Here is a 24,782-nt window from a genome sequence, read left to right on the forward strand (position 1 = left end):
TGGATGAGGCATCCAGCTGCGGCGTTCATCCGACTTTTCTGCAGGTCATGACTCACCTTCCCGGTTCCCATTGGCCCTACAGCGACAGTGCTGCGCCTGAGGCCGTGGCCGGTGAAAAGGATGCTTGCGGCGTGGGATTCCTCGCGAATCTTCAGGGTGAGACCAGTCATTGGGTTTTGCAGCAGGCCTTGCGTGGTCTGGGTTGTATGGAGCACCGGGGGGGATGTGGCGGCGATGGGGACTCGGGCGACGGTGCCGGTGTGCTCTGTCAGATCCCCTGGGCTTATCTACGAGAGGTCTGGCCGGAAGCCGCTGCAGCGAAAGGTCTCGGCATGATGTTCATGCCCACGGATGCAAGCTGCCGGGCGGATGTTCGCCGCGTCTGTGACGCGGAGGCCAGTGCTTTGGGGTTGCGTCCGCTGGGGTGGCGAACCGTTCCTGTGGATCCAACCGTGCTGGGTCCCATGGCGCGAGCAACGGCGCCTGTGATCGAGCAGTGGGTGCTTGATGGCCACGCGGATGACTCGGCTTTCGAAGGTCAGCTGCTGCGTTTGCGCCGCAGGATTGGAGCTCGCATCCGCGCCGAATTTGGCACCTCTGGTGGTTACGACCTCTATGTGGCGTCCTTGAGCAGCCGCACGGTTGTTTACAAAGGCATGGTGCGTTCCGAAGTCTTGGCGCACTATTACGCCGACCTCAGGGATCCGCGCTTTGCCGTCAGTTTCGCGGTTTATCACCGTCGTTTCAGCACCAATACCCTGCCGCGCTGGCCCCTGGCGCAGCCGATGCGGCTTCTGGGCCACAACGGTGAAATCAACACCCTGCTGGGCAACCTCAACTGGGCCAAGGCGTCAGAAGCCAGCCTCGAGAACGTCTGGGGGGAAGCTGCCGACGATCTGATTCCGGTGGTGAACCCTGCCTTCAGTGATTCCGCCAACCTTGATGCCACTTTGGAGCTGATGGTGCGCAGCGGGCGTTCGATCACCGACAGCCTGATCACGCTGGTGCCCGAAGCCTTCCGCAATCAGCCCGACCTCGACAGCCGTCCCGATGTGACGGCGATGTACGAGTTCAATGCGGGCATTCAGGAACCCTGGGATGGTCCGGCCCTGTTGGTCTTTGCCGACGGCAAGCGGGTGGGTGCCACGTTGGATCGCAATGGGTTGCGCCCGGCGCGTTGGTGCACCACCGATGACGGCTTCGTGATCATGGGATCGGAGACCGGTGTGGTGGATCTCAGCGGCAAGACCATCGTCAGGAAAGGGCGACTTGGACCTGGACAGATGGTGGCCGTGGATCTGGAACGCGGCGAGTTGCTGGACAACTGGTCTGTCAAGGAGGACGCGGCGCGTCGATTCCCTTATGCCGAATGGCTGAAGCAGCACCGCCGCAGCGTGGCCCCGCAGCCTTGGATCCAGGATCAACAGGTCAGTGAACTCGATCTGCTGCGCTTGCAGACCGCCATGGGTTTCACCGCCGAGGATTTCGATCTGATCATTGAAGACATGGCGGCCCTCGGCAAAGAGCCGACCTACTGCATGGGGGATGACATTCCACTGGCGGTGCTCTCCGAGAAGCCACACCTGTTGTTCGACTATTTCAAGCAGCGCTTCGCCCAGGTCACCAATCCGCCGATCGACCCGCTCCGGGAAAAGCTGGTGATGAGCTTGGAGATGCATCTCGGTGAACGACGACCGGCCCTGAAGCCCCAGGCCGAGGCTGCCGCCGTGATTCATCTAGAGACCCCGGTGTTGAACGAGGCCGAATTGGCGGCCATCAGCCAGCAGGGGCTGCCGGTGCAGACCTTGTCCACGCAAGTCGCGGTTGAAGCTTGTGCCGGCGGGTTGCAGCCTGCGCTCGAAGCTCTCTGCCACGCCGCAGAACGAGCAGTCCGCGGTGGTGCTCAGGTGTTGGTGCTTTCCGACCGTGTCGATGCGTCAGGGGTCGCTACTCCGCTCACCCCCACCACGGTGGCCATGCCATCGCTGTTGTCCGTAGGGGCGGTGCACCATCACCTGCTGCGACAAAAGCTGAGGCTGCAGTGCTCCTTGGTGGTGGATACCGCGCAGTGCTGGAGCACGCATCACTTGGCTTGCCTGATCGGTTACGGCGCTAGTGCCGTCTGCCCTTGGCTCACCTGGGAGACCACCCGTCACTGGCTGGAGCACCCCAAAACCAAAAAACGCATTGAGCAGGGCAAGCTGCCGGCCCTCGACGCTGATCAGGTGCAGGCCAATGTGCGCGAGTCCCTTGAAAACGGCCTTCGCAAAATTCTGTCCAAGATCGGAATTTCTCTGCTGGCCAGCTACCACGGCGCTCAAATCTTTGAGGCGATTGGTCTTGGTGCCGATGTGATCGAGATCGCCTTCAGCGGTACCACCAGCCGGGTGGCAGGCATGACCCTTGCCGAATTGGCCAATGAAACCCTGTCGATGCATGCCAAAGCTTTCCCCGAGCTGAACCGCAGCAAGCTGGAGTTCATGGGTTTTGTTCAGTACCGCAGTGGTGCGGAATACCACCGCAACAACCCTGAACTCTCCAAGGCGCTGCACAAGGCCGTGGCACAGGGCCCCGGCTACGACCATTTCTCCACTTACAAGGCCTTGTTGGAGAACCGACCGGTCATGGCCCTCAGGGACCTGCTCGAGTTCAAGTTGGCGCCCACCCCGCTTCCCCTCGATCAGGTGGAGAGTGTGGAGAGCATCTGCTCCCGCTTCTGCACGGGTGGGATGAGCCTCGGCGCCCTGTCTCGTGAAGCCCATGAAGTGCTGGCCGTGGCGATGAATCGCATCGGCGGCAAGAGCAACAGCGGCGAAGGCGGTGAAGACCCAGCCCGTTTCCAGGTGTTGAAGGACGTCGATGGGGAGGGGCGATCGGCGTCCTTCCCCAGCATCGGCGGACTGCGCAACGGCGACACCGCCTGCTCCGCGATCAAGCAAGTGGCTTCAGGGCGCTTCGGAGTGACGGCTGAATATCTGCGCAGTGGTAAGCAGCTGGAGATCAAGGTGGCGCAAGGGGCCAAGCCCGGTGAGGGCGGCCAGTTGCCAGGTCCGAAGGTGGACAAGTACATCGCCTGGCTGCGCAACAGCAAGCCAGGTGTGGCCTTGATTTCGCCGCCCCCGCACCATGACATCTACTCGATCGAAGATCTCGCCCAGTTGATCCACGATCTCCACCAGGTCCATCCAGCAGCACCTGTCAGCGTGAAGTTGGTAGCTGAAATCGGCATCGGCACCATCGCTGCTGGTGTGGCGAAAGCCAACGCCGATGTGATTCAGATTTCGGGCCACGACGGCGGCACTGGAGCCTCACCGCTGAGCTCGATCAAGCATGCCGGCGGCCCCTGGGAGTTGGGCCTGACTGAGGTCCACCGAGCCCTCTTGGAGAACGGTCTTCGTGATCGGGTTCTGTTGCGGGCCGATGGTGGCCTTAAAACCGGCTGGGATGTGGTGATCGCCGCGCTCCTCGGCGCGGAGGAGTACGGCTTCGGTTCGATTGCGATGATTGCCGAAGGCTGCGTGATGGCCCGCGTTTGCCACACCAACAACTGCCCAGTCGGTGTGGCCACACAAAAGGAGAACCTGCGCAAGCGCTTCACCGGGGTCCCCGAGCACGTCGTCAACTTCTTCTGGTACGTGGCTGAGGAAGTGCGCCAGCTCATGAGCTTGCTGGGTGTGAGCAGTTTTGAAGATCTGATCGGACGCACGGATCTGCTCAAGGCCCGATCGATTGAGCTGGCCAAGACCAAGTGTGTGGATCTCTCCAGCCTGCTCGCTCCAGTCCATGGTGCTGAGGATCGCTCTTGGCTTCGCCACAGCGCTCAGGCCCATGGCAATGGCCCGATCCTCGAAGACCGATTGTTGGCTGATGTGGAGCTGATGGCTGCGGTGGAAAGCCATGGTTCGCTCAGCCGCAGTGTGGAGATCATCAACACCGATCGCAGTGTCTGCGCTCGACTGGCGGGTGAAATTGCCCAACGCCACGGCAACCGTGGTTTCAACGGACAGCTTGATCTGACCTTCCGTGGCGCGTCTGGGCAGAGCTTCGGTGCTTTCCTCGTGCAAGGGATGAATGTTCGGCTCGAGGGTGAGGCGAATGATTACGTCGGCAAGAGCATGAACAGCGGCAGGATCGCTTTGGTGCCCGCTGATGCCACCGCCAACCCTGGTGATCAGGTAATTCTCGGCAACACCTGTCTCTACGGAGCGACCGGTGGTGAACTGTTTGCCCTTGGTCGTGCCGGTGAGCGCTTTGGTGTTCGCAACAGTGGAGCCCGTGCGGTTGTGGAGGGTGCTGGAGATCACTGCTGTGAGTACATGACTGGTGGTGTTGTGGTGGTGCTCGGCAGCACTGGACGCAACGTCGGTGCTGGCATGACTGGTGGCGTGACCTTCCTGCTCGACGATGGCGAACGGGTTACTCCCCGCGTCAATCCTGAGATCGTGGAGGTGTGCAGCATTACTACCGATGAGCAGGCCTCATTGCTGAAGCAACTGCTCGAGTTGCATGTGGCTGCCACAGGTAGCGAGAAGGCCTCATCGCTGCTGGCGGATTGGTCAGCGGCCAAGGCAGGGTTCAAGGTGCTCATTCCTCCCAGCGAACGTGAGGCTATGGGCTTGCTGGATCGGGCTGCCGTGGCGGTCTGATCGCTGCCGATCCATGCCTTGGTTCGTCAAGCAGGAGGTGTTTACTCCATCCATGCGGGCACTTTCAGCAGATGAGCGTCGCTCCCACTGCGATGCTCATCGCACCTGGTTGAATGCTGAGCGCGAGAAAGGCTGGAGGCTCTACAGCGGTTTTCTCGTGGATGGCCAGGAGCAGCCCGGAGGCGGTGGCTTGATGATTTTTGAGGCCCCCTCCTACCAAAGCGCCCATGATTGGGTGACGCGTGATCCAATGATTCTCCGCGGCCTGGTGACCTGGTCGCTTTATGCCTGGCGCCCGGTCTGTGCCGATGCCTTGCCTGTGTCACAGGCTTGGTGAGCCGGAGCCGAAACCATCCTTGTCTTCGCCCTGGCTGGCGTCTGGTCAGCGGGGATGGCTGAGCATCAGCTTTTGCACTTCTCCGGCGTGGTAGCTGCTGCGCGTCAGCGGTGTGCTCACCACCTGGAGGAACCCCAGATCACCCTCCCCCAGCTCGCGGTAGTGGTCGAACTGCTCTGGTGTGACGAAACGGTCCACCGCTAGGTGCTTCGGCCCGGGTGAGAGGTATTGGCCGATCGTGACGATGTCAACGTGATGGGCACGCAGGTCGCGCAACACCTGGATCACTTCCGCATCGTTTTCCCCGAGCCCCACCATCAGTCCTGATTTGCTGTATGCCTTGGGCCAGCCTTCACGCACACGCTTCAACAGTTCCAGCGATCGCTCGTACTCACCCTGTGGTCTGGCTTGTCGGTACAAGCGAGGCACGGTTTCGATGTTGTGGTTCAGCACATGGGGTCCTGCCTCCATCACGGTGGCGAGGGCATCCCAGTTGCCGCAGAAGTCTGGGATCAGCAATTCGATGGTGGTGAGCGGTGAGCGCTGTTTGACCTGTTCGATGCAGGCCACGAACTGGGAGGCGCCACCGTCGTCAAGGTCATCGCGGTTCACTGAGGTGATCACCACGTGCTTCAGGCCGAGCCTGGCTACAGCCTCCCCCAGGCGTTCAGGTTCCGTGGGATCGAGCTGCCGAACGCTTTTGTCGAAATCGATGTCGCAGTAAGGGCAGGCGCGCGTGCAACCGGGTCCCATGATCAGGAATGTGGCCGTCCCTCCGGCGAAGCATTCCCCGATGTTGGGGCAGCTGGCTTCCTGGCAGACCGTATTCAGCTTCAGGTCAAGCAGCATGTCCGCAACGGCTCCGATGCGTTCCCGTTGAGGAGCTTTGACGCGGAGCCAATCAGGTTTCAGGACGGAGGTCATCTTCTAGAGTCGGGCCTTCGGGATGTAGCGCAGCTTGGTAGCGCACTTCGTTCGGGACGAAGGGGCCGCAGGTTCGAATCCTGTCATCCCGACTGCAATGGCCGGCATCAACTGAGCGCGGCTCCGGGATAACCACGGGGGGTCACCATGCGGCCACCCATGACCCGACTGCTGCTGTTGCCGACCACCAGCACGGTGAGCATGTCAACGTCCTCCGGTTGGAGGTTAGCCAGCTGAAACAGGCTCACGTTCTCCTCCCGTCGTCCGAGTTGGCGGGCCATCACCACCGGTGTTGTGGCAGGTCGATCCTTGAGCAGGATCTCAATAGCTCGCTGCAGCTGCCAGTCGCGGCCTTTGGAGCGTGGGTTGTAGAGCGCCACCACAAAATCTCCTTCTGCAGCAGCGTGCAGCCGTCGTTCAATCACCTCCCAGGGTGTGAGCCTGTCACTCAAGCTGATGGTGCAGAAGTCATGCATGAGCGGTGCTCCGGCCTTGGCCGCCGCCAGCTGCAGGGCTGAGAGGCCTGGGTGAACTTGGAACAGCGGTCGATGACTCTCGGGAAGGTCCATCCACAATTCCAGGGCGAGTCCGGCCATGCCGTAAATCCCGCTGTCGCCCGATGACACCAGTGCAACCTTGGTGCCCTCACGGGCCATCTCCAAGGCCTGCTGGCACCGGTCGCGTTCCCGTGTGAGCTGTCCATCCACGCGCACCTGATCATGGCGGCGCAGGGGCTCAAGCAGATCCAGATACAGCCCATAACCAACCCAGGACACACACCGACTGAGGGCCTGTCTGGCATCGGGGGTGAGCAGATCCAAGGCCCCTGGCCCACTGCCGATCAGATGCAGTTCGCCCCGTTGAGGTGCAAAGGCCTGGCTTGCCTCAGCGATGGCGACCGTGACGGCACCCTGTTCGCCTGGATCGGCATGAAGGATTTGCTTGGGATGACGTAACTGCGCGCCGTCTCCTGCTGCCAGCAGAGCCGCTGCTTCCGCAACCGATGCTGTTCCCATCTCCGCGTTGACCACCTCTGAAGGCGTGGGCACGGCAACCGCCGCCAAACTGGAAGCGCAGTGCAGCCGAAAGGGCCATTCGTGCTGTTCGCTCAGGCGAATGAGTGCTGGCTCATTGGCCTTGACGTCGATGCTGCTGATTCCGGCCACCGCTTCCCGGGCCAGTGATGCTTGAGCAAGAGCTGATGCGACGGCACGTTCGACCAGGCCAAGGCTGGTGTTGCGCTCGCAACCGATGCCGATCCAGAGGGTGGGGGGATGCCAACGACAGGCTGCAGCATCGGTTTTAGCCCCGATGCTCAAGGCGGGAGATTGATGGGAGCCATCCCGATGATGGAGTCGTTGGCTGCCAGCACTGGTTGACCAGAGCGTTGTTCCGCTTTGCTGCGTCAGGCTCAGCGGTTGCTCCATGGCCTGGGATTGCATCAGCTGATGCCAGGCGCTCGCTTCGCCTCCGCGCTTCCAACCCCATGCCTCGCCAAAGGCATCCAGTGCCAGGCGACCTTGTGTGCTGGCATCACCGGTGAGAACGGCTCGACTTCCAAGTGCGGCGGCAAGATCTCGTGCCAGCTGCTCTGCCCCAGCGGAATGACCGCCCAAGAGCGGCACCACATGCTCGCCCCGCGCATCCATCACCACAACCGCAGGATCGGAGTGCTTGTCTTGCACCAGAGGAGCAATCAGCCTTGTAACCGCTCCAATGGCGCCAATCACCAGCAGGTTGCCCCCGCGGGTCCAGTTGGCTTTCAGCAGTTGCGACGCTGGACCAATCCGCAGATCCGCGGGCATGTCCTTCAGCGTGGTTGCAGCACCGGGCGTCAATGCGATTGCCTTGATGCGCTCCATCTGCTGCAGGCGCTGCAGGAGCGGCCAGGCACTGGCTGAAAGGCCAAGAGCCAGCGTCACGGTGTCGGCCTGGTGCGTGTTGGTGGTGTCAGCGTTCAGGGCAAAAGCTTCGGAAGATCAGCGCTGGGTGCCATTGGCGTTCAACAGCTCCCTGGCTGATCCTCCCAGGCTGCTGGTGGGGGCATTGGTGTTGGCCCCCTCCGGAGGCGTGGGTGGCGAGGCGATTGCCTGGGGTTGACGGTCGCTCGGGGTTTTGGCGGGGTCGTTCTCTGAAGGTCTTGCCTTGGATGGGTCTGGCGGCTCAGGCGCCTCGTCGCGGGCTGGTGCGGGCTGCGATTCCAGCTGGATCGGGTCCTTGTCGACCTCCATGGACTGTGGGTCTGGTGTTGATGTCGTGTCTTCGGCGGGGGTGGGGGTGGCTGGTTGAGGCTCAGGGTCATCTGATTGCTCTAATTGGAAGGGCTGCTCCGTCGTGACAGCACCCGCTGGCTTGGCTGGTGGCGTGGGTTCTGGAACGGCCTCTCCCAGCAGTCGTGCGATCTGCTGATCGGAGAGCTTGGATTGCATCCAAATCGGCCGCTCCCCTGATAAGGAGTCTTGGGAGCGGAATTGATTGTTGAAGACCGGAGTGATCGGGTCTCCCATGCCATCCAGGAGTTCCATCTGAACACCGCCATTGCCGGCACCCTTCAACCAAAGGGCGTCCTGGCGGTCGACCAGAAAGCTGTCGCCGTTCACGCTGATGCGCAGCCTCCAACGTCCATCGCCTTCGCGAAGGTTTTGCAAGGGCGCATTCCAGATGAGCCAGTCGATCAGCAGCGGCTCGCCGCGTCCCAGCTCTGCAGGACTGACAACGGCAAGCCAGGGAGCATCCTGATCGGGTTGGGTGCCAATCAGTTCTTGAAGAAGGTCCAGTCGCCACTGAAGACTCGCCCCAGGCGATTTCACGGCTTCTCCCCAGGGCATGGCTGCATAGGCGCTGAAGCGATGACTTCCAGGGGAGAGGTCAGGCAGGTCAACGGTCAGTCGACCCTGGCTGGCCTGGCTGAATCGCAACGGCGGCTGATCGTCAATTTGCAGAGCCACGTGGGCCCCTAGCCCCAGTTGTGGGTCTTCGGTCAGTGGCCAGTCCTCGATTTGAAGTTCAATTGATGTGCGGCGAGTCTTCAGCAGGCTTCCATCGCGCGGACTGATGAGGGTTAGGCGCGGCTGGTAATGGTTGAGGGCCTGTTGCAGTTGTTGCACGGCGCCGGGCGGGCTCACTTCCTGCAGGCGACCCGTTGGCGCGCTGGCATCGACGATGTGATGTCCGCGCGCTTTGGAACTGGTCTGATCGCCTCCCCAGGACCAGGCCTGAACAGGCGCGGCCGGCCAGAAGCTGATCAAAAGCACCAGCACGGCTGCCAGCCAGCGTTGGAGGAAGTGGTTTCGGCCTGATGCCGTCATGGAGCCGAGCTTGAATGCAGTCATTCTGGTCATCGACGCCAGGTCGCAACTCGCTGGGAAAATTTGCATTATTTAGGCGAATATTTTTTGTCTTTCGGTGATGTTTACTCCCTTGAATCAATCTTGCTTCGCTGATATTCAGTCTCGGGAAAATCCTAGGTGCAGACAGGCCAGCAGCCGGATTGAACCTTTGTAACTCCCTTGGGTGTGATGCGGGTCTGCGCTCCTATGCTTCCGCCAGCGGTCCCCTCATCAGGGGCCCCAGCTCCAGTGGCTGTCAGGGATCTTGATCCTTGAAAGCCATTGGTGCCCGGCCGTAGTGAGGCTCGTCCGAGCTTCGGCCGGGGCCCCGGTGAATCTCCGGATTTGCTGGAGGGGTGTCCCACCACCTCGATCCCGTCCCTCGAGGAACGACTCGATGACCATCAGCCCACCAGAGCGTGGGAACACCGCGAAGACTCAGGTCGAGAAGGTCGACAATCCAGCGACCTTCGAGCTGTTCGGCAAGCCCGGACACTTTGACCGAGCCCTCGCGAAAGGTCCCAAAACCACTACCTGGGTTTGGAATCTCCACGCCAACGCTCACGACTTTGACAGCCACACGAGTGACCTTGAGGAGGTTTCTCGGAAGATCTTTAGTGCTCACTTCGGCCATCTGGCCGTGATCTTCATCTGGCTGAGCGGTGCCTTTTTCCATGGCGCTCGCTTCTCCAACTTCTCCGGCTGGCTCGCCGACCCCACCCACGTGAAGCCCAGTGCTCAAGTGGTGTGGCCGGTGTTCGGCCAAGAAATCCTCAACGGCGATATGGGTGCCGGTTTCCAGGGCATCCAAATCACTTCAGGCCTGTTCCACATGTGGCGGGCTTGGGGCATCACCAATGAGACACAACTGATGTCTCTGGCCATTGGCGCCCTGGTGATGGCCGGTCTGATGCTGAATGCAGGCGTCTTTCACTATCACAAGGCAGCTCCGAAGCTCGAGTGGTTCCAGAACGTTGAGTCGATGCTCAACCACCACTTGGCTGGTCTGTTCGGTTTGGGATCTCTTTCCTGGACCGGTCACCTGCTGCATGTGTCCCTGCCCACTACCAAGTTGATGGATGCCATAGACGCCGGCCAGCCGCTGGTGCTCAATGGCAAGACCATTGCTTCTGTGGCGGACATTCCCCTTCCTCACGAATTCTTCAACCAGGATCTCCTGGCTCAGCTCTACCCAGGTTTCAGCGCCGGTATTGGCGCTTTCTTCCGCGGTGACTGGGCTGCCTACAGCGATTTCCTCACCTTCAAAGGTGGTTTGAATCCGGTGACCGGAAGCATGTGGATGAGCGACATCGCTCATCACCACCTGGCCATCGCGGTGATGTTCATCGTGGCCGGTCACATGTACCGCACCAATTGGGGCATCGGTCACTCCATTAAGGAGATCCTCGAGGGTCAGAAGGGTGATCCTCTCCTCTTCCCTGCAACCAAGGGCCACGACGGTCTGTTTGAGTTCATGACCAACAGCTGGCATGCTCAGCTGGCCGTGAACCTGGCCATCGGTGGTTCCGTGAGCATCATCGTTGCTCAGCACATGTACGCGATGCCTCCGTATCCGTACATGGCGATCGATTACCCGACACAGATCGGTCTGTTCACCCACCACATGTGGATCGGTGGCTTCTTGATCGTCGGCGCTTCCGCTCACGCGGCCATCGCCATGATCCGCGACTACGACCCCGCCAAGCACGTCGATAACGTGCTCGACCGGGTGCTCAAAGCACGCGATGCCATCATCAGCCATCTGAACTGGGTCTGCATCTGGCTGGGTGCCCACAGCTTCGGTCTGTACATCCACAACGACACCATGCGTGCTCTGGGGCGTCCCCAGGACATGTTCAGCGACTCCGCCATTCAGCTGAAGCCGATTTTCGCTCAGTGGATTCAGGGTCTGCACGCCTCCGCTGCCGGCAGCACTGCACCCAACGCTCTCGCCAGCGTCAGTGAAGTGTTCAACGGTTCAGTGGTTGCCGTCGGCGGCAAGGTTGCTGCTGCGCCGATTCCCCTCGGCACCGCTGACTTCATGGTGCACCACATTCACGCCTTCACGATTCACGTGACGGTGCTGATCCTTCTCAAGGGTGTCCTGTACGCCCGTAATTCCCGTCTCATCCCCGATAAGGCCAACCTCGGCTTCCGCTTCTCCTGCGATGGCCCTGGTCGCGGCGGCACCTGTCAGGTGTCTGCTTGGGACCACGTGTTCCTTGGTCTGTTCTGGATGTACAACTCCCTGTCCGTTGTGATCTTCCACTTCTCCTGGAAGATGCAGAGCGACGTGTGGGGAACGGTGAGGCCTGACGGTTCCGTCCAGTACCTCTCCAACGGCAACTTTGCCAACAGCGCTATCACCATCAATGGCTGGCTGCGCGACTACCTGTGGGCTCAAGCCGCACAGGTGATCAACAGCTACGGATCCAACACGGCCGGCTACGGAATCATGTTCCTTGCAGGCCACTTCGTTTGGGCCTTCAGCCTGATGTTCCTGTTCAGCGGCCGCGGCTACTGGCAGGAGCTGATTGAGTCCATCGTCTGGGCTCACAACAAGCTGAAAGTGGCTCCGGCCATCCAGCCCCGTGCGCTGTCCATCATCCAGGGCCGTGCCGTGGGTGTTGCCCATTACCTCCTGGGTGGCATCACGGTGACGTGGGCCTTCTTCCACGCCCACATCCTTGCGGTGGGCTGACCTTTCCTGACCTTTCCCTCTAATGGCAACGAAATTTCCTTCGTTCAGCCAGGGTCTGGCACAGGACCCGACAACCCGCCGTATCTGGTACGGGATCGCCACGGCTCACGACTTCGAGAGCCATGACGGAATGACGGAGGAGAAGCTTTACCAAAAGCTCTTCTCCACCCATTTCGGTCATCTCGCGATCATCGGCCTGTGGGTTTCGGGCAACCTGTTCCACATCGCCTGGCAGGGCAACTTCGAGCAGTGGGTCGCAGATCCTCTGCACGTAAGCCCAATCGCTCACGCAATCTGGGATCCCCACTTCGGTGAAGGCGCCATCACGGCATTCACCCAGGCGGGAGCGTCCTCACCGGTGAACATTGCCTACTCAGGCTTGTATCACTGGTTCTACACAATCGGCATGACCACCAATGCCGAGCTGTACCAGGGATCAATCTTCATGATGATCCTGTCAGCTTGGGCTCTCTTCGCCGGTTGGCTGCACCTTCAGCCCAAGTTCCGGCCTTCCCTGGCTTGGTTCAAGAACGCTGAATCGCGCCTGAATCACCACCTGGCTGTGCTCTTCGGCTTCAGCTCGATCGCCTGGACCGGTCACCTGGTTCATGTGGCCATTCCTGAATCCCGCGGTCAGCACGTCGGTTGGGACAACTTCCTCAGCGTGATGCCTCACCCCGCTGGTTTGGGTCCCTTCTTTACCGGCAACTGGGGTGTGTATGCCCAGAACCCAGACACCATGGGTCAGGTGTTCGGCACTGCTGAAGGATCCGGCACCGCGATCCTCACCTTCCTCGGTGGTTTCCACCCTCAGACCGAAGCCCTCTGGCTGACCGACATTGCCCACCACCATCTGGCCATTGGTTGCATCTTCGTGATCGCCGGCCATATGTACCGGACCAATTTCGGCATCGGTCACTCCATCAAGGAGATCCTGGAAGCCCACAACCCTCCGAAGGGCACTCCTGGAAACCTCGGTGCAGGTCACAGCGGTCTGTACGACACCCTGAACAACAGCCTGCACATGCAGCTGGGTCTGGCTCTCGCCTCCCTCGGTGTGGTCACCTCCCTTGTTGCTCAGCACATGTACGCCATGCCGTCGTATGCCTTCATCGCGAAGGCCTACACAACGCAGGCTGCTCTTTACACCCACCACCAGTACATCGCCATCTTCCTGATGTGCGGTGCCTTCGCCCACGGTGCGATCTTCTTCATCCGTGACTACGACCCCGAAGCCAACAAGGACAACGTCCTGGGCCGGATGCTCGAGCACAAAGAAGCGGTCATCAGCCACCTGAGCTGGGTCACTCTGTTCCTCGGCTTCCACACCCTGGGTCTTTACGTCCACAACGACGTGGTCGTGGCCTTCGGTACCCCCGAAAAGCAGATTCTGGTTGAGCCCGTCTTCGCCCAGTTCGTTCAAGCCGCTTCCGGCAAGGCGATCTACGGCTTCGATGTGCTGCTGGCCAACGCTGGCGGTGCTGCCGCCAATGCCAACGCTGCTTACATGGGTGGTTGGATGGACGCCATCAATGGCGCCCGTGGCAGCAACGATCTGTTCCTGCCCATCGGCCCTGGTGACTTCCTGGTTCACCACGCCATCGCACTGGGTCTCCACACCACCACCCTGATCCTTGTTAAGGGTGCTCTGGATGCCCGCGGCTCCAAGCTGATGCCCGACAAGAAGGACTTCGGCTACTCCTTCCCCTGCGACGGCCCCGGCCGTGGCGGCACCTGTGACATCTCCGCTTGGGACGCCTTCTACCTGGCAGTCTTCTGGGCGCTGAACACAGTGGGTTGGGTCACCTTCTACTGGCACTGGAAGCACCTCGCCATCTGGCAGGGCAATGTTGCTCAGTTCAATGAGTCCAGCACCTACTTGATGGGTTGGTTCCGCGACTACCTGTGGCTGAACTCCTCCCAGCTGATCAACGGATACAACCCCTTCGGCAGCAACAACCTTGCTGTTTGGGCTTGGATGTTCCTCTTCGGTCACCTGGTGTGGGCCACCGGCTTCATGTTCCTCATTTCCTGGCGTGGCTACTGGCAGGAGCTGATCGAGACCATCGTTTGGGCTCATCAGCGCAGCCCCATTGCCAACATGATGGGTTGGCGTGATAAGCCTGTGGCACTGTCCATCGTTCAGGCTCGTGTTGTTGGCCTGGCTCACTTCACAGTGGGTTACGTCCTCACTTACGCGGCATTCCTGATCGCCTCGACCTCAGGCAAGTTCGGCTGATCCAGCAGATGCTGCTTTGATCAACTAGTCGTTTCTCGAAATCTCCCCCGCCCGGGCTTGCCGGGCGGGGGTTTTTTCTTGCTTGTGGTGTCTCAGCCGACCACCGAGTCAGCTGATTGCTGGATCAGTTGCTGAACAGAATGTCGAGGGTGCGCAGATAGGTGTGCAGTCCCGCGTCTTGGATGGGAAGCACATAGGCATCAGCGCTGGACTCGTTGTGATGGGAATGCCAATACCCCGGTGGCGTGACGAATGCGGCACCTGCCACCCAGTCTTCTCGATGGGGATTGAGGATTCGACCCTGGTCGTCTAGCTCGGTGCCGATCAGGGTGTAGCAACCGGGTTCGCAGTCCACGGCGAAATCCAGGGCAATCGACTGGTGGCGGTGAGGTTTCTGCTCTTGGCCGGCGGGGAGAATTCCGAGCATCGCCCAGAGTGTGTGGGTCACCGTGCGGGTCTGCGGAAACGCGGCATTGCCCAGCAGCACGCTGACACGATTGGCGCGGGCTCCGCTCGGGCTCGCTGCGATGTCCGCCAAGCGCCCCTGGCTGTCGAGATGGCTGTAGAAGGTTGGCTCAAAGCGGGATTCACTGGGCGTGACGCCCAGATGGCGCAGCAGTGGCGCGTCGTGCACCCAATAGAGAGCTCCCTTGCTGCGACTGGTGTGAATGGCATCACCGCCTGCGGGCAAGACGAGCATGTCGCCTTTGCTCCAGCTGAAATGCTCGCCGCAGGCTTCGGTTTCTCCTTCCCCATCGGCGACGAAAAACAGCTGGCTTGTGGCTACAGCGGCTGTACGCAGTTCGGTGTCGTGCACGCGAATAAAGTTCGCGCAAAGTGAGGGACCGGTGGCTGGTCCGTTGCAGTTGAGCTCTGCACTGAGGTCGAGCGCCAGCACGGCACTGCCAGTGTCATCGAAGAATGTCGGTGAGAAGCTGCGATAGGGCACCAATGAGGTCAGCCCGCTGCGGATCGGATTCGCCGCCTCGCCGTAGGAAAAGAACTGCGCTTGTTCCGAAGAAGCCCGACTGTGCGTCGTGCTGATCACCATGGCGCGGCCTCTTCGAACAAACAGGGCACCCACACTACGAATCGCTGCATCCAGGGGTTGTATGCATTGCGTCATGGTTCTCACTGGTGTCAGTCACGGGCTGGTTGCATTCATGGTTTGGACTGAGAACCCTCCAGCGTCGTTCTCCTTCCATGTCCATGGCTTCATTACCCCCAAGGCTTGAGCTCGTCGTGCTGCTTGCAGGGGCTGTGGTCGGTTACAACCTCACAATGCAATACCTGCCAAGTCAGCGCATCAACCTGGGGCAGATCGAGGCTCAAGATCGACTCGATCGTGGAGAATCCTGGCCCGCGAGTGCTGCCAAGAGCTCCCAGCCGGCCGCCCCATCCGATGCGATGTCTACAGCACTGGCCTTGAGTTCAGGCGTCTGCACCGTTCCAGCGGGCGGCGGGCCTGCCTTGAACGAACGCTTCGAACCCTGCTAGTCGGAGTCCTGGCCGCGGTGTTCGAGCCAATGACGACCGTGGTTCAACCATCCAGCTCTGGCATCGCTGGTCCCACACCACGCCAGCGTTTGATTGAGAAGTAAATAGCTGGCACCACAAAGAGGGACAGCAGAGTTGATGCCAGTAGACCACTGAACACCACAGTGCCAATGCTGATCCGGCTTGCTGAACCGCTCCCTGTGGCAAGCAGCAAGGGCAAAAAGCCTGCCAACGAAGTCACGGCGGTGAGCAGGATCGGCCGCATTCTGTTGATGGCGGCTCCTTCAATGGCCTCGAGTAGACCAATGCCCTGTTTCAAGCGTTGATTGGCGAACTCCACGATCAGGATGCCGTTCTTCGCCGCCAGGCTGACCAGCACCAGCAGACCCATCTGAGCGTAAACATCAAGGCTGAGACCACGCAGTTTTAGACCGATCAGTGCTCCCAGGAGTGCCATGGGCACGGTGAGCAGGATGATCAAAGGATCCACGAAACTCTCGTACAGGCCTGACAGCAGCAGATACACCACCGTGAGGCCGAGGGCGAACAGCACCCACGACACTGACTCGGCGCGGGTTTCTTCTTTGGCCAGGCCCGTGAAGGCCAGGTCCAGGTTGTTTCCGCCGGTCCGTTCGCTGAGTGCTTTCAGCAGATCGATGGCCTGGCCGCTGCTGATGGTGTCTTCGGGTACGGCCGTGATGCTGATCGATCGGTCTTGGTTGAAATGGTTGATCGTGTTGGCGCCGGTGTCACGGGTCAGGCGTGCCACATTGGCGAGCGAGACCAGCTCACCGCTGCGGTTGCGCACCATCAGGCCGGTTAGGTCGCTGGGTGTGCTGCGATCCCGTCCTTCCAGCTGGATATAAATGCTGCGGATCTCCCCGCCTTCAAAGGTGTCGTCGATGTAGCGGCCGCCGATGGCCGTGCCGATGTCTCTCAGCGTTGGTCCCACTGGCAAGTCCAGCGCTGCCATCAAGCTGCGGTCAACGTCCAGGCGCCATCGCGGTGAACTGGCATCGAAACGGGTGCTGACCCGTTGGAAGCTCCCGGTGGCTTCTGCGGCCTCAATGAATTGCTGAGCCTGTGCCTCAAAGGCTTGCAGGCTGAGTTGGCCCCCGCTTCGGTCGAGTAACTCCAGTTGGAGACCCGACTCACTGCTGAATCCCCGCACAGTAGGGGGCGTGGTCACGATCACTCGGGCATCGCTGATGCGCTGACGCAATGCACGGTTCAGCCGTTGTTTCACGGCTTCACTGCTGTTCTCGCGTCCCGGTCTGTCCTTGAGTGGTGTGAGACGCAGATAAAAGGATCCCGAATTCTCTCCGCTCTGTCCGAAGGAGCTTCCGGCATAGAAATTGCCGCTCCGCACTAGTGCTTCTTCTGCGACCACCGAGCGGATGCGCTTCATGATGGCTTCGGTGCGCTCCAGGCTGGCTCCGTCTTGAAGGGTGAAATAGCCACGAATCTGTCCTTGGTCCTCATTGGGGATGAAGGCTGTGGGAATGGCGGCCAGGCCAATCCCTGTGATGATCAGACCAGACAGCAACAAGGCGATCACCAGGCGACCGCGTGGGAGCCACACCCCAAGCAATCGGCTGTAGGTCTGTTGGAGCTGGGTCATTCCACGGCGTAGTCCGCGACTGAGTTTCTGCACCGGTCCTGGCAACCGTCCGCCACCGGGCCCAAGAACGCGCGCGCAGGCCATTGGAGTGAAGGTGAGGGCATTGAAGGTGGAGAACAGAATCGCGCCACAAATGGCGAGAGCGATCGGTTCATAGAGACGGCCGATGGATCCTGGGATGAGCAGGACTGGCAAAAACACAGCTGCCAACACCAACGAAGTGGCGACCACGGCGCCACCCAGTTCAGCCATGGCATCTTCGGCGGCCCCTTGGGGTTCGGCACCGGCTTCAATGCGGCCGGCAATGTCTTCACTCACCACGATCGCGTCGTCCACCACGATGCCCGTGGCCAGCACGAGTCCGAACAGGATCAGGCTGTTCAGATTGGAACCGCTCAGCCGAACGACAGCAAGACTGCCGATCAAGGCGACGGGCACACTCAGACCAGGGATCATGGCCAGTCGCCAGCGCCCTAGGAACAGCACCAGCACAACGAGCACCAGCACCACCGAATCGCGAAGCGTTGCGGTGGTGCGATCGAGGTTGGCTTGAATGTTGTCCGCTACATCGACGATGACTTGCATTGTCAGGCCCGGCGGGAAGCTGCTTTCCATCCGCTTCAGCGCATCCCTGACCGCCCGGCTCACCGCAAGAGCATTGGTGCCGTCACGTTGATAGATCCCCATCGCGACCGAGCTTTCTCCCTGCAGGTTCAGGGCTCTGCTCCCGTAGTTGCGCTGTCCAAGCTCTACGCGACCGACATCCTGCAGCCGCACCAATCCTCCGTTCTCCGTTCGCTTCACAACCATTTCTTCGAAGTCGCGAATGCTGCGCAAGCGCCCCTCTGCATCCACCGGAAGGCTGAACAACTGATCACCTGGTGCCGGTGCTTTGCCGAGGTTGCCGACCGCAGCCAGAACGTTCTGTTCGGATAACGCGGCGCTGATGTCGCTGGTGGAGAGGTTGAACTGTTCCAGTCGGTTGGGATCCAGCCAGAGGCGGAATGCCAGTTCGCTGCTGCCGAACACCCGGACGTCACCCACTCCAGATGCGGAGCGCAGGCTTTCGCTCAGGTTTTGATCCAGCCATCCACCGAGAAAGATCGGCTCATACATCCCGGCTGGAGCGCTGAAGCCAAGAATTAACAGCAAATCATTGCTGGATTGGCTGACGGTCAGCCCCTGACGGGTCACGGCCTGGGGCAGCCGGCGGCTGGCGAGGTTCACCTCGTTCTGCACCTTGATGGCGTTGAGCTCGGGGTCCCCGGATGCAAATCGCAAACTGATGCTGGCGCTTCCTTGCCGGCTGCTGGAGGTCATGCTCTCCAGTCCGTCGAGACCGTTGAGCTGTTGTTCCAGCACGGTGGTAACGCTCTGCTCCACCACCTCAGCCCCCGCCGCCGGAAAATTGGCGCGCACACTGACGCGTGTTGGCGCCAGTGGCGGCAGATCCTCGAGTCCGAGTCCCACCAAGGACACGACACCCGATAGCAACACCAATAGGCTGCAGACGATCGTGAAGACGGGCCGTCTCAGGAATGGCTGGGAGATGGACCGCACTGCTTCGATCTCAAACGCAGTGGCAGACCGACAATAAAGATCCCCTCCAACATTCGCCGATGGTTGGAGGGGATGGAAGGGGGATTGAGTTCAGAAACGCCCCCAGTTGCTCAGCCGACGCTCCAGACGCCTGCAGCAATCTTGAACAGGTCCTGAACGTGGACGGTGTTGCACAGGAACCAGGCGAACACAGCACCACCACAGCCGCCAAGCCAGAAACCACTGGTGAAATCAGCCCAACCCATCCGGGTGAACAAATCAGCCGGAGGATTCGCCACGGTGGGGTCCGAAGGTGGGACGTTCGGTTGAGCACCCGGCTGGTTGTAGAGCAGGAACAGCAGGGTCAGGATGTGCACAGCACCGATGGCAGCAAGCAGGCCTGCCGTCTCGGCATAGTCTGTGTTGCGAAGTGGTCCACAGATCGTGAAGGGTCCGTAGAGCAGATAGCCGAACGCAGCGCCGGTTTCGATGCCACGGAAGTTGGCTGAAATTCCTGGTCGGTATAGAGGCAGGTTGTTGATCAGCGCCTTGATGAAATAGCCACTGTTGACGGGGGTCGCCAGGTTCCCAACACAGGGATCAGACGCTGGAGTGACGGTCATTGGATGAAAAAGCCGAGGTTGAAGGGTTTGCAGCCAGCGATCACTCAGCTGCTGTAATCACACGTCCAACGAGAACGATGAAAACTGCGGGGAAAACAATTCCGATGATCGGAACAAAGATCACCGGCAGCCATGCGGCTGCAAATTCTCCAGTCATGGCAGCGGCCAAAAGGTCCGCCGTTACTGTAGGGACTGCCTTTCTGCCGGTCTCAGACCAGGCGGATCGGCGACATAAAAGTTCAATCCATTCGGCCTTCGCCTTTCAGTGCCCATGACTCAGCTCCTTGCAGGTGGTGCCGCACTCGTGCTGATGGCTGTGCTTTGGGGGCTGGGCCGTCGCCCTGGAAAAGTCCTCTTGCGCAGCACGGATGCAGCGTCGGTGGCGGCGATCAATCGGGCACAGCTGGGGGTGGTTGAAACCGTGCTGATTCAGGAGAACGATGCCTCCCCAGTTGAGTCAGCCAGCGCCGAGGTCGCAGCGGATCAGTTCCGGCCTCCATCGGGTGTGTCGGAGCGCATCGCCTTGGAACGTCACTTGCGCCAAGCCATGCAACAAGGCGATCCCCTGCTCAGACTTGACGCCATCGTTGAAGCCGGTGTCTGGGGGCATAGGAATGCCTTGCCACTGCTGCGCCGTGGTTTGCGTGACGCGGACAGCCGTGTTGTTGAAGCAGCTGCAGCGGCGATTGCTCGTCACCGAGGGGCCATGAGGGTGCCCGCGGTTCAAGTGGCTCGACCGCCTCGCAACGTGGCGCGGATGCGGTAAATCGGCCGTCCTTGGCTTTCGTGATACGTGCGAATCAGGAGCTCCGCGAGCAGTCCGAAGCAGAACAACTGGATCCCCGCAAGCCCAAGCACCACGGCCATCGTCAACAAAGGACGGTTGCCGATGTCCGCGCCCATTAGCTTGATCACCAACAGGTAAGAGCTCGCGACAAGGCTGGTGGCAATGGCAATCAGTCCCCCGAATCCGAACACATACATGGGTCGGGTGAGAAAGCGCTTCATAAACCACACCGTGAGCAGATCCATCAGCACGCGGAAGGTGCGGTCAATGCCGTACTTGCTGGTTCCGTATTGGCGGGCCCGGTGATTCACCTTCACCTCGGTAATGCGAGCCCCCTCGATGAAGGCCAGTGCGGGGAGAAAGCGATGCAGTTCCCCGTAGAGCCGCATGTCAGAGAGCACATCGCGGTCGTAGGCCTTCAGTGAACAGCCGTAATCGTGGAGCCGCACGCCGGTCACGCGGCCGATCAGTCGATTGGCCAGCCGCGAAGGGAGTTTGCGCTGAAGCTCCGCATCCTGGCGATCGAAGCGCCAGCCACTCACCAGGTCGAAGCCCTCACGCAGCTTGTTCAGCAGCTGTGGAATGTCGGCGGGATCGTTTTGAAGATCCCCATCCAGACTCACGATCACTTGCCCCTGAGCGACATCGAAACCGGCGGCCATGGCTGCGGTCTGGCCGTAGTTCTTGCGCAGCAACACGCCGACCAGTTCGGGAACCTCGGCACTGATGCGCTCCAGAACATGGGAGGTTCCATCGGTCGACCCGTCGTTCACGAGCACCAGCTCGAAGCGTTCACCAGTCGGTCGAAGCGCTGTCAGGAGCTGCTCCACCAGCTCCGGCAGGCTTTCCTCTTCGTTGTAAAGGGGAACCACGACCGAAAGGTCCAGCCCAGCCGTCATCGAAATCCGATCGATTTCAGAGCAACTTAATCGGCGTCAGTGAACACACCTGCAGGCCAGAGCTTGATGGCCTGTTTTGCTCTCAGGGCAAGGTGCTCCCGTCATGGCAGCGAGTAACCCGCCCCGCCCCGCGTAGTTCCGCTCTGTAGTGGCTGGCCACGGGATGACCATCAGCAGGATCAAGGCTGTCGATGCCAATGCCATTGCGGCCATGGTCACGGCCAGAGCTGTGTAGGTACCGACCATCTCCCAGATGGATCCCCACATGGGTGCAGCGCTCCGGCTGGCCGAAGAAAATCAGATCACCCGGTCGCAGTTGGCCCGCATCCTGTGGGCTTACAGCCACCGGATGGCAGAACCGTTCCTGCTGGTAGGCATCACGAGGTAGCCAGATCCCGGCACTGGCGAAGGCGGTCTGAACCAGGCCGGAACAGTCGAGATCAGGACCGATGGTCCCTCCCCAGAGATAGGTGTTGCGGCGCTTCGAGGCCATGGTCAGCCAGGCGAGAACGTCGCTGAGGCGAGCGCTGATGGCATCGGCGCTGAGCAGATGGGGTTCCCAGGCAGAGCAGGCAACGGCCTGTCCATCCAGCTCGCTGAGGGACAGCCAACAGGGATAACCGTCCTCCATCAGCACCACCCGCATCCGGTCGTGCGCGTCGGGCTCCAATGGTTCGATCACCTTGCAACGTCGACCTGCTGCTGCCTGGGTGGCCAGGCCCTCTCCATGGTTTTGGGCGTAACCATTGAGGTCACGACCCAGACTCCAGCAGCTGCCGACGCGGATGAGGTCCGGTGCGATCGGGGTGCCTAGGGTCGGCATTGCCACAAGCCATTGCCATGGCGTTCTACCGCCCCGAGCAGGGGATGCAGAGTCATCTCGCTGCGTTGATCGATCGGTTGGCGGATGATGGCCGTCCCGGCCTTCATGACCAGATCTCTGTCACCTGGGTCCGTTATGACGGCTCTTCACCCACCAGTGGCAGTGGGATGGGTGCTGGATGGTCGGATCAAAAACAGCGTTATCCCGCCAGTGTCGTCAAGTTGATCTACGCGGTTGCCGCGGAGCATTGGCTGCAGCGAGATTTCATTCCCGACAGCGAAGAGCTTCGCCGCGCGCTTCTCGACATGCTCGCTGATTCGAGCAACGACGCCACCGGGCTCATTGTCGATCTGCTGACCGGGACCACCAGCGGTCCGACGCTGCGCTCGCCGTTTCGAGAGCAATGGGAACAGCAACGCTTCGTCGTCAATGACTGGCTGCAAACCTTCGGATGGCCTGAGTTGGAGCACATCAACTGTTGTCAGAAAACCTGGGGAGATGGTCCCTATGGCCGTGAGAAAGCGTTCTACCGGGGTGACAACAGCAATCGCAATGCACTGTGCACAGCTGCGGTCGGACGCATGCTCGAGGCGGTCATGACCGATGCGGTGCTGTCACCCCCCGCTTGCCAGCGCTTGCGTGATCGTCTTCTGCGTTCCCTGGATCTCACCGCACGCGCTGCGGATCCTGAGAATCAGGTGGATGGATTTCTTGGAGGTGGTCTGCCGCCAAAGTCTCTCCTCTGGAGCAAAGCCGGGTGGATGAGTGAGGCCAGGCATGACGCGGCCTGGTGGATGGTGGAGGATCAACCCCCGACGCTTCTCATCGTCTTCTCTGAAGGCAGAAAACAAGCGGCAGACGAAGCGTTGCTGCCCAAAATCGCCAAAGCACTTGTTGCTTATCAGGCCATTTAAGAGCTTCTGTTCAATTCAACGGAGAGGGAGGGATTCGAACCCTCGACAGAAGTTGCCTCCTGTAACTCCTTAGCAGGGAGCCGCTTTCAACCACTCAGCCACCTCTCCAGCGGCCCGCCCACCCTATCAAGCTGACGTCCGATCAGACCACCAGTCGCGGGAGGCGATGTTTGAAGCTGCATAGCACTTCCCAGGGGATGGACTGTGCCAGCTCCGCCCAATCCTGAGGGCGAATCACGTCCTGACCGTCTTGCCCCAGAAGTGTGACTACATCGCCAATCTCGACATCCGGATGGTCGGTGACATCGAGCACCAGTTGATCCATGGTGATCGCCCCCACCTGAGCCAGGCTTCGACCACGGTGCAGCGCATGAATGCGTCCTGACAAACAACGACTAACGCCATCGGCGTAGCCGATCCCAACCACAGCCAATCGACTCGGTCGGTCGGTGATGAAGCGGTGGCCGTAACTCACGCCAACGCCGGCATCCACCTCCCGGATCAGGCTCACGCGCGCTTTCACAGCCATGGCCGGCTGCAGATCCAAGCTCTTTTCCAGGTGGGCACTAGGCGCATGGCCATAAAGGGCCAGCCCGACCCGCACTTGATCGTGATGCAGCGAGGCATGGCGGAGCGTTCCTGCTGAGTTGGCGAGATGGCGTTCCAGACCTTGAGCTCGGTGGGCACGCGTGACCGCCTCGAAGCGCTCTTGTTGCAAGCGGGTGATGCGCTCAGCATCACCGTTCAGTTCTCCATCAGCCAGTGCCAGATGGCTGTAGACCGCACAGAGGTGCAATTGGTCAAGCTGAAGGATGGCGTCGGTCAGACGTTCGCCGTCCTCCCAGTTGCAGCCAAGGCGGGTCATGCCTGTATCAATCTTGAGCTGCACTGTGAAGCGGCGACCGCTACCGCTGGCGAGGTTCTGACAAAGCAGTGCTTCACGCATGCTGCTCAACGTTGGCATCAGTTGCCAGTTCAGACAGGCGCGCAGCTCCTCCGCCTGAGTCAGGTTGCCAAGCACCAGCACAGGTTGTTCCAGTCCCGCTCGGCGCAGTTCAATGCCTTCCTGCAGGGTGGCGACACCGAGGCTGCTGGCTCCACCGCAGATGGCTGCACGGGCCACGGTTTCAGCCCCATGGCCGTAGCCGTCTGCCTTCACCACTGCCATAAGAGCGCAGTCATCCGCCAGCAATCGTTTGATGGCCCGTGCATTGGCCTCCACGGCCGCGACTGACACCTCCATCCAGGCACGCTGGCGAGGATCAGCCCCAACAACGCGTTCCGGGCCTGAAGCGCTGTTGGGTTCGGCGGACAAATCAGGCATGCGGGCCAGAGTAGTGAAGGTCACAAAGCTGACTTGGTGACCCCGTTAGCATGACGTGGATTCTTGGGGCTGGCATGGGACAGGTTCTCGTCCTCAATGCGTCCTATGAACCGCTGAACATCACCACCTGGCGCCGTGCCGTCGTGATGATGATTAAAGGCAAGGCTGAAGGTCTTGAGCATGATTCGCAGCGACTGGTGCGCTCCGACCTGCATGTGCCCACCGTCATCCGTTTGCGTCAGTTCGTGCGGGTGCCGTTTCGTCGAATTCCTCTCACCCGCCGCAACCTCTTTCAGCGGGACAACCACACCTGTCAGTACTGCGGCAGTCGCGAGCAGCTTTCGATCGATCATGTGATTCCACGCAGTCGCGGGGGCCAAGACATCTGGGAGAACGTCACCACCGCCTGCACCAGTTGCAATGTCCGTAAGGGCAGTCGAACGCCAGATGAAGCGAACATGCCCCTGCAGCGTCCCCCGCGTCGGCCGTTGAGCAGTCTGAGTTTCGAGGCGGTTCGTCAGATCGATTCAGGTCGCCACCGTGAATGGGCGAAGTACGTCATTGGTGTCTGATGGCTGC

At 60.5% G+C, this 24,782-nt stretch carries 18 protein-coding genes and 2 tRNA genes; 9 read left to right on the forward strand and 11 right to left on the reverse strand.

The features are described from left to right. Positions 1-47 precede the first annotated feature (47 nt). Entirely contained in the window at positions 48-4,646 is a 4,599-nt protein-coding gene (gene gltB / locus SynA1825c_RS01890; RefSeq protein ID WP_186470045.1) for a glutamate synthase large subunit, read from the forward strand. Between the two features lie 13 nt (positions 4,647-4,659). Next, positions 4,660-4,983 (forward strand): YciI family protein, encoded by a 324-nt coding sequence (locus SynA1825c_RS01895; RefSeq protein ID WP_186470046.1) that lies wholly within the window; start codon positions 4,660-4,662, stop codon positions 4,981-4,983. A 45-nt stretch (positions 4,984-5,028) separates the two neighbouring features. Here SynA1825c_RS01895 and lipA read toward each other — a convergent pair whose 3' ends face one another. Beyond that, complete coding sequence (gene lipA / locus SynA1825c_RS01900; protein WP_186470047.1) at positions 5,029-5,907, reverse strand: lipoyl synthase; 879 nt, start codon at positions 5,905-5,907, stop codon at positions 5,029-5,031. A gap of 18 nt (positions 5,908-5,925) precedes the next feature. On the opposite strand from lipA, the gene SynA1825c_RS01905 reads away from it, so the two are divergent. Further along, positions 5,926-5,999, forward strand: a tRNA-Pro gene (locus SynA1825c_RS01905). A gap of 15 nt (positions 6,000-6,014) precedes the next feature. Here SynA1825c_RS01905 and cobJ read toward each other — a convergent pair. Together cobJ and SynA1825c_RS01915 are read right to left on the reverse strand one after the other, a co-directional pair. Further along, the gene (cobJ, locus tag SynA1825c_RS01910; protein ID WP_186470953.1) at positions 6,015-7,769 is read right to left on the reverse strand and encodes a precorrin-3B C(17)-methyltransferase; all 1,755 of its coding nucleotides are present in this window, start codon (positions 7,767-7,769) and stop codon (positions 6,015-6,017) included. Between the two features lie 117 nt (positions 7,770-7,886). Then, positions 7,887-9,215 (reverse strand): hypothetical protein, encoded by a 1,329-nt coding sequence (locus SynA1825c_RS01915; RefSeq protein WP_186470048.1) that lies wholly within the window; start codon positions 9,213-9,215, stop codon positions 7,887-7,889. Positions 9,216-9,633: 418 nt separating this feature from the next. Between SynA1825c_RS01915 and psaA the strand changes: the two genes are divergently transcribed. Beyond that, positions 9,634-11,937, forward strand: a complete 2,304-nt coding sequence (psaA, locus tag SynA1825c_RS01920; RefSeq protein ID WP_186470049.1) for a photosystem I core protein PsaA — start codon at positions 9,634-9,636, stop codon at positions 11,935-11,937. 22 nt (positions 11,938-11,959) lie between these two features. Further along, positions 11,960-14,176 (forward strand): photosystem I core protein PsaB, encoded by a 2,217-nt coding sequence (gene psaB, locus SynA1825c_RS01925; RefSeq protein ID WP_186470050.1) that lies wholly within the window; start codon positions 11,960-11,962, stop codon positions 14,174-14,176. 124 nt (positions 14,177-14,300) lie between these two features. On the opposite strand, the gene SynA1825c_RS01930 is transcribed toward psaB, so the two are convergent. Continuing rightward, positions 14,301-15,227 carry a cupin gene (locus tag SynA1825c_RS01930; RefSeq protein ID WP_186470954.1) on the reverse strand — a complete coding sequence of 309 codons (927 nt, stop codon included), beginning with the start codon at positions 15,225-15,227 and terminating at the stop codon, positions 14,301-14,303. Between the two features lie 158 nt (positions 15,228-15,385). Here SynA1825c_RS01930 and SynA1825c_RS01935 point away from each other — a divergent pair, with 158 nt between their 5' ends. After that, positions 15,386-15,673 carry a hypothetical protein gene (locus SynA1825c_RS01935; protein WP_186470051.1) on the forward strand — a complete coding sequence of 96 codons (288 nt, stop codon included), beginning with the start codon at positions 15,386-15,388 and terminating at the stop codon, positions 15,671-15,673. Positions 15,674-15,716: 43 nt separating this feature from the next. Here the strand turns inward: SynA1825c_RS01935 and SynA1825c_RS01940 are convergent, their stop codons facing one another. The 3 genes from SynA1825c_RS01940 to SynA1825c_RS01950 form a co-directional block, all read right to left on the reverse strand. Continuing rightward, the gene (locus SynA1825c_RS01940) at positions 15,717-18,854 is read right to left on the reverse strand and encodes an efflux RND transporter permease subunit (protein ID WP_186470052.1); all 3,138 of its coding nucleotides are present in this window, start codon (positions 18,852-18,854) and stop codon (positions 15,717-15,719) included. Between the two features lie 110 nt (positions 18,855-18,964). Further along, positions 18,965-19,456, reverse strand: a complete 492-nt coding sequence (locus tag SynA1825c_RS01945; protein ID WP_186470053.1) for a photosystem I reaction center protein subunit XI — start codon at positions 19,454-19,456, stop codon at positions 18,965-18,967. 40 nt (positions 19,457-19,496) lie between these two features. Further along, positions 19,497-19,613, reverse strand: coding sequence for a photosystem I reaction center subunit VIII (locus SynA1825c_RS01950; protein ID WP_186470955.1), 117 nt, complete (start codon positions 19,611-19,613; stop codon positions 19,497-19,499). Positions 19,614-19,727: 114 nt separating this feature from the next. Here SynA1825c_RS01950 and SynA1825c_RS01955 point away from each other — a divergent pair, with 114 nt between their 5' ends. Continuing rightward, positions 19,728-20,222, forward strand: a complete 495-nt coding sequence (locus tag SynA1825c_RS01955; protein WP_186470054.1) for a hypothetical protein — start codon at positions 19,728-19,730, stop codon at positions 20,220-20,222. Here SynA1825c_RS01955 and SynA1825c_RS01960 read toward each other — a convergent pair. Together SynA1825c_RS01960 and SynA1825c_RS01965 are read right to left on the reverse strand one after the other, a co-directional pair. Continuing rightward, positions 20,180-21,142 (reverse strand): glycosyltransferase family 2 protein, encoded by a 963-nt coding sequence (locus SynA1825c_RS01960; protein WP_186470055.1) that lies wholly within the window; start codon positions 21,140-21,142, stop codon positions 20,180-20,182. The two genes, SynA1825c_RS01955 and SynA1825c_RS01960, sit on opposite strands and share 43 nt — an antisense overlap. Before the next feature lie 82 nt (positions 21,143-21,224). Then, a complete protein-coding gene (locus SynA1825c_RS01965; protein WP_186470056.1) occupies positions 21,225-21,965 on the reverse strand; it encodes a C40 family peptidase in 741 nt (246 codons plus the stop codon). 17 nt (positions 21,966-21,982) lie between these two features. Between SynA1825c_RS01965 and SynA1825c_RS01970 the strand changes: the two genes are divergently transcribed. After that, positions 21,983-22,879: a serine hydrolase gene (locus tag SynA1825c_RS01970; RefSeq protein ID WP_186470057.1), complete on the forward strand. Its 897-nt coding sequence runs from the start codon at positions 21,983-21,985 to the stop codon at positions 22,877-22,879. 19 nt (positions 22,880-22,898) lie between these two features. Here SynA1825c_RS01970 and SynA1825c_RS01975 read toward each other — a convergent pair. Next, positions 22,899-22,987, reverse strand: a tRNA-Ser gene (locus SynA1825c_RS01975). A 34-nt stretch (positions 22,988-23,021) separates the two neighbouring features. Next, positions 23,022-24,203, reverse strand: coding sequence for an alanine racemase (alr, locus tag SynA1825c_RS01980; protein WP_186470058.1), 1,182 nt, complete (start codon positions 24,201-24,203; stop codon positions 23,022-23,024). A gap of 74 nt (positions 24,204-24,277) precedes the next feature. On the opposite strand from alr, the gene SynA1825c_RS01985 reads away from it, so the two are divergent. Continuing rightward, positions 24,278-24,775, forward strand: coding sequence for an HNH endonuclease (locus SynA1825c_RS01985; protein ID WP_186470059.1), 498 nt, complete (start codon positions 24,278-24,280; stop codon positions 24,773-24,775). The last annotated feature ends 7 nt before the right edge of the window (positions 24,776-24,782 follow it).

It is taken from the genome of Synechococcus sp. A18-25c (genome assembly GCF_014280035.1).
GTDB lineage: Bacteria > Cyanobacteriota > Cyanobacteriia > PCC-6307 > Cyanobiaceae > Synechococcus_C.

What these genes read in the sequence shown, in the direction of transcription:
- gltB (WP_186470045.1), top strand. Translation starts at nt 48, where the DNA reads ATGACTCACCTTCCCGGTTCCCATTGGCCCTACAGCGACAGTGCTGCG.
- SynA1825c_RS01895 (WP_186470046.1), top strand. Translation starts at nt 4,660, where the DNA reads ATGCCTTGGTTCGTCAAGCAGGAGGTGTTTACTCCATCCATGCGGGCA.
- lipA (WP_186470047.1), bottom strand. Translation starts at nt 5,907, where the DNA reads ATGACCTCCGTCCTGAAACCTGATTGGCTCCGCGTCAAAGCTCCTCAA.
- cobJ (WP_186470953.1), bottom strand. Translation starts at nt 7,769, where the DNA reads ATGGAGCGCATCAAGGCAATCGCATTGACGCCCGGTGCTGCAACCACG.
- SynA1825c_RS01915 (WP_186470048.1), bottom strand. Translation starts at nt 9,215, where the DNA reads ATGACGGCATCAGGCCGAAACCACTTCCTCCAACGCTGGCTGGCAGCC.
- psaA (WP_186470049.1), top strand. Translation starts at nt 9,634, where the DNA reads ATGACCATCAGCCCACCAGAGCGTGGGAACACCGCGAAGACTCAGGTC.
- psaB (WP_186470050.1), top strand. Translation starts at nt 11,960, where the DNA reads ATGGCAACGAAATTTCCTTCGTTCAGCCAGGGTCTGGCACAGGACCCG.
- SynA1825c_RS01930 (WP_186470954.1), bottom strand. Translation starts at nt 15,227, where the DNA reads ATGGTGATCAGCACGACGCACAGTCGGGCTTCTTCGGAACAAGCGCAG.
- SynA1825c_RS01935 (WP_186470051.1), top strand. Translation starts at nt 15,386, where the DNA reads ATGGCTTCATTACCCCCAAGGCTTGAGCTCGTCGTGCTGCTTGCAGGG.
- SynA1825c_RS01945 (WP_186470053.1), bottom strand. Translation starts at nt 19,456, where the DNA reads ATGACCGTCACTCCAGCGTCTGATCCCTGTGTTGGGAACCTGGCGACC.
- SynA1825c_RS01950 (WP_186470955.1), bottom strand. Translation starts at nt 19,613, where the DNA reads ATGACTGGAGAATTTGCAGCCGCATGGCTGCCGGTGATCTTTGTTCCG.
- SynA1825c_RS01955 (WP_186470054.1), top strand. Translation starts at nt 19,728, where the DNA reads ATGACTCAGCTCCTTGCAGGTGGTGCCGCACTCGTGCTGATGGCTGTG.
- SynA1825c_RS01960 (WP_186470055.1), bottom strand. Translation starts at nt 21,142, where the DNA reads ATGACGGCTGGGCTGGACCTTTCGGTCGTGGTTCCCCTTTACAACGAA.
- SynA1825c_RS01965 (WP_186470056.1), bottom strand. Translation starts at nt 21,965, where the DNA reads ATGCCGACCCTAGGCACCCCGATCGCACCGGACCTCATCCGCGTCGGC.
- SynA1825c_RS01970 (WP_186470057.1), top strand. Translation starts at nt 21,983, where the DNA reads ATGGCGTTCTACCGCCCCGAGCAGGGGATGCAGAGTCATCTCGCTGCG.
- alr (WP_186470058.1), bottom strand. Translation starts at nt 24,203, where the DNA reads ATGCCTGATTTGTCCGCCGAACCCAACAGCGCTTCAGGCCCGGAACGC.
- SynA1825c_RS01985 (WP_186470059.1), top strand. Translation starts at nt 24,278, where the DNA reads ATGGGACAGGTTCTCGTCCTCAATGCGTCCTATGAACCGCTGAACATC.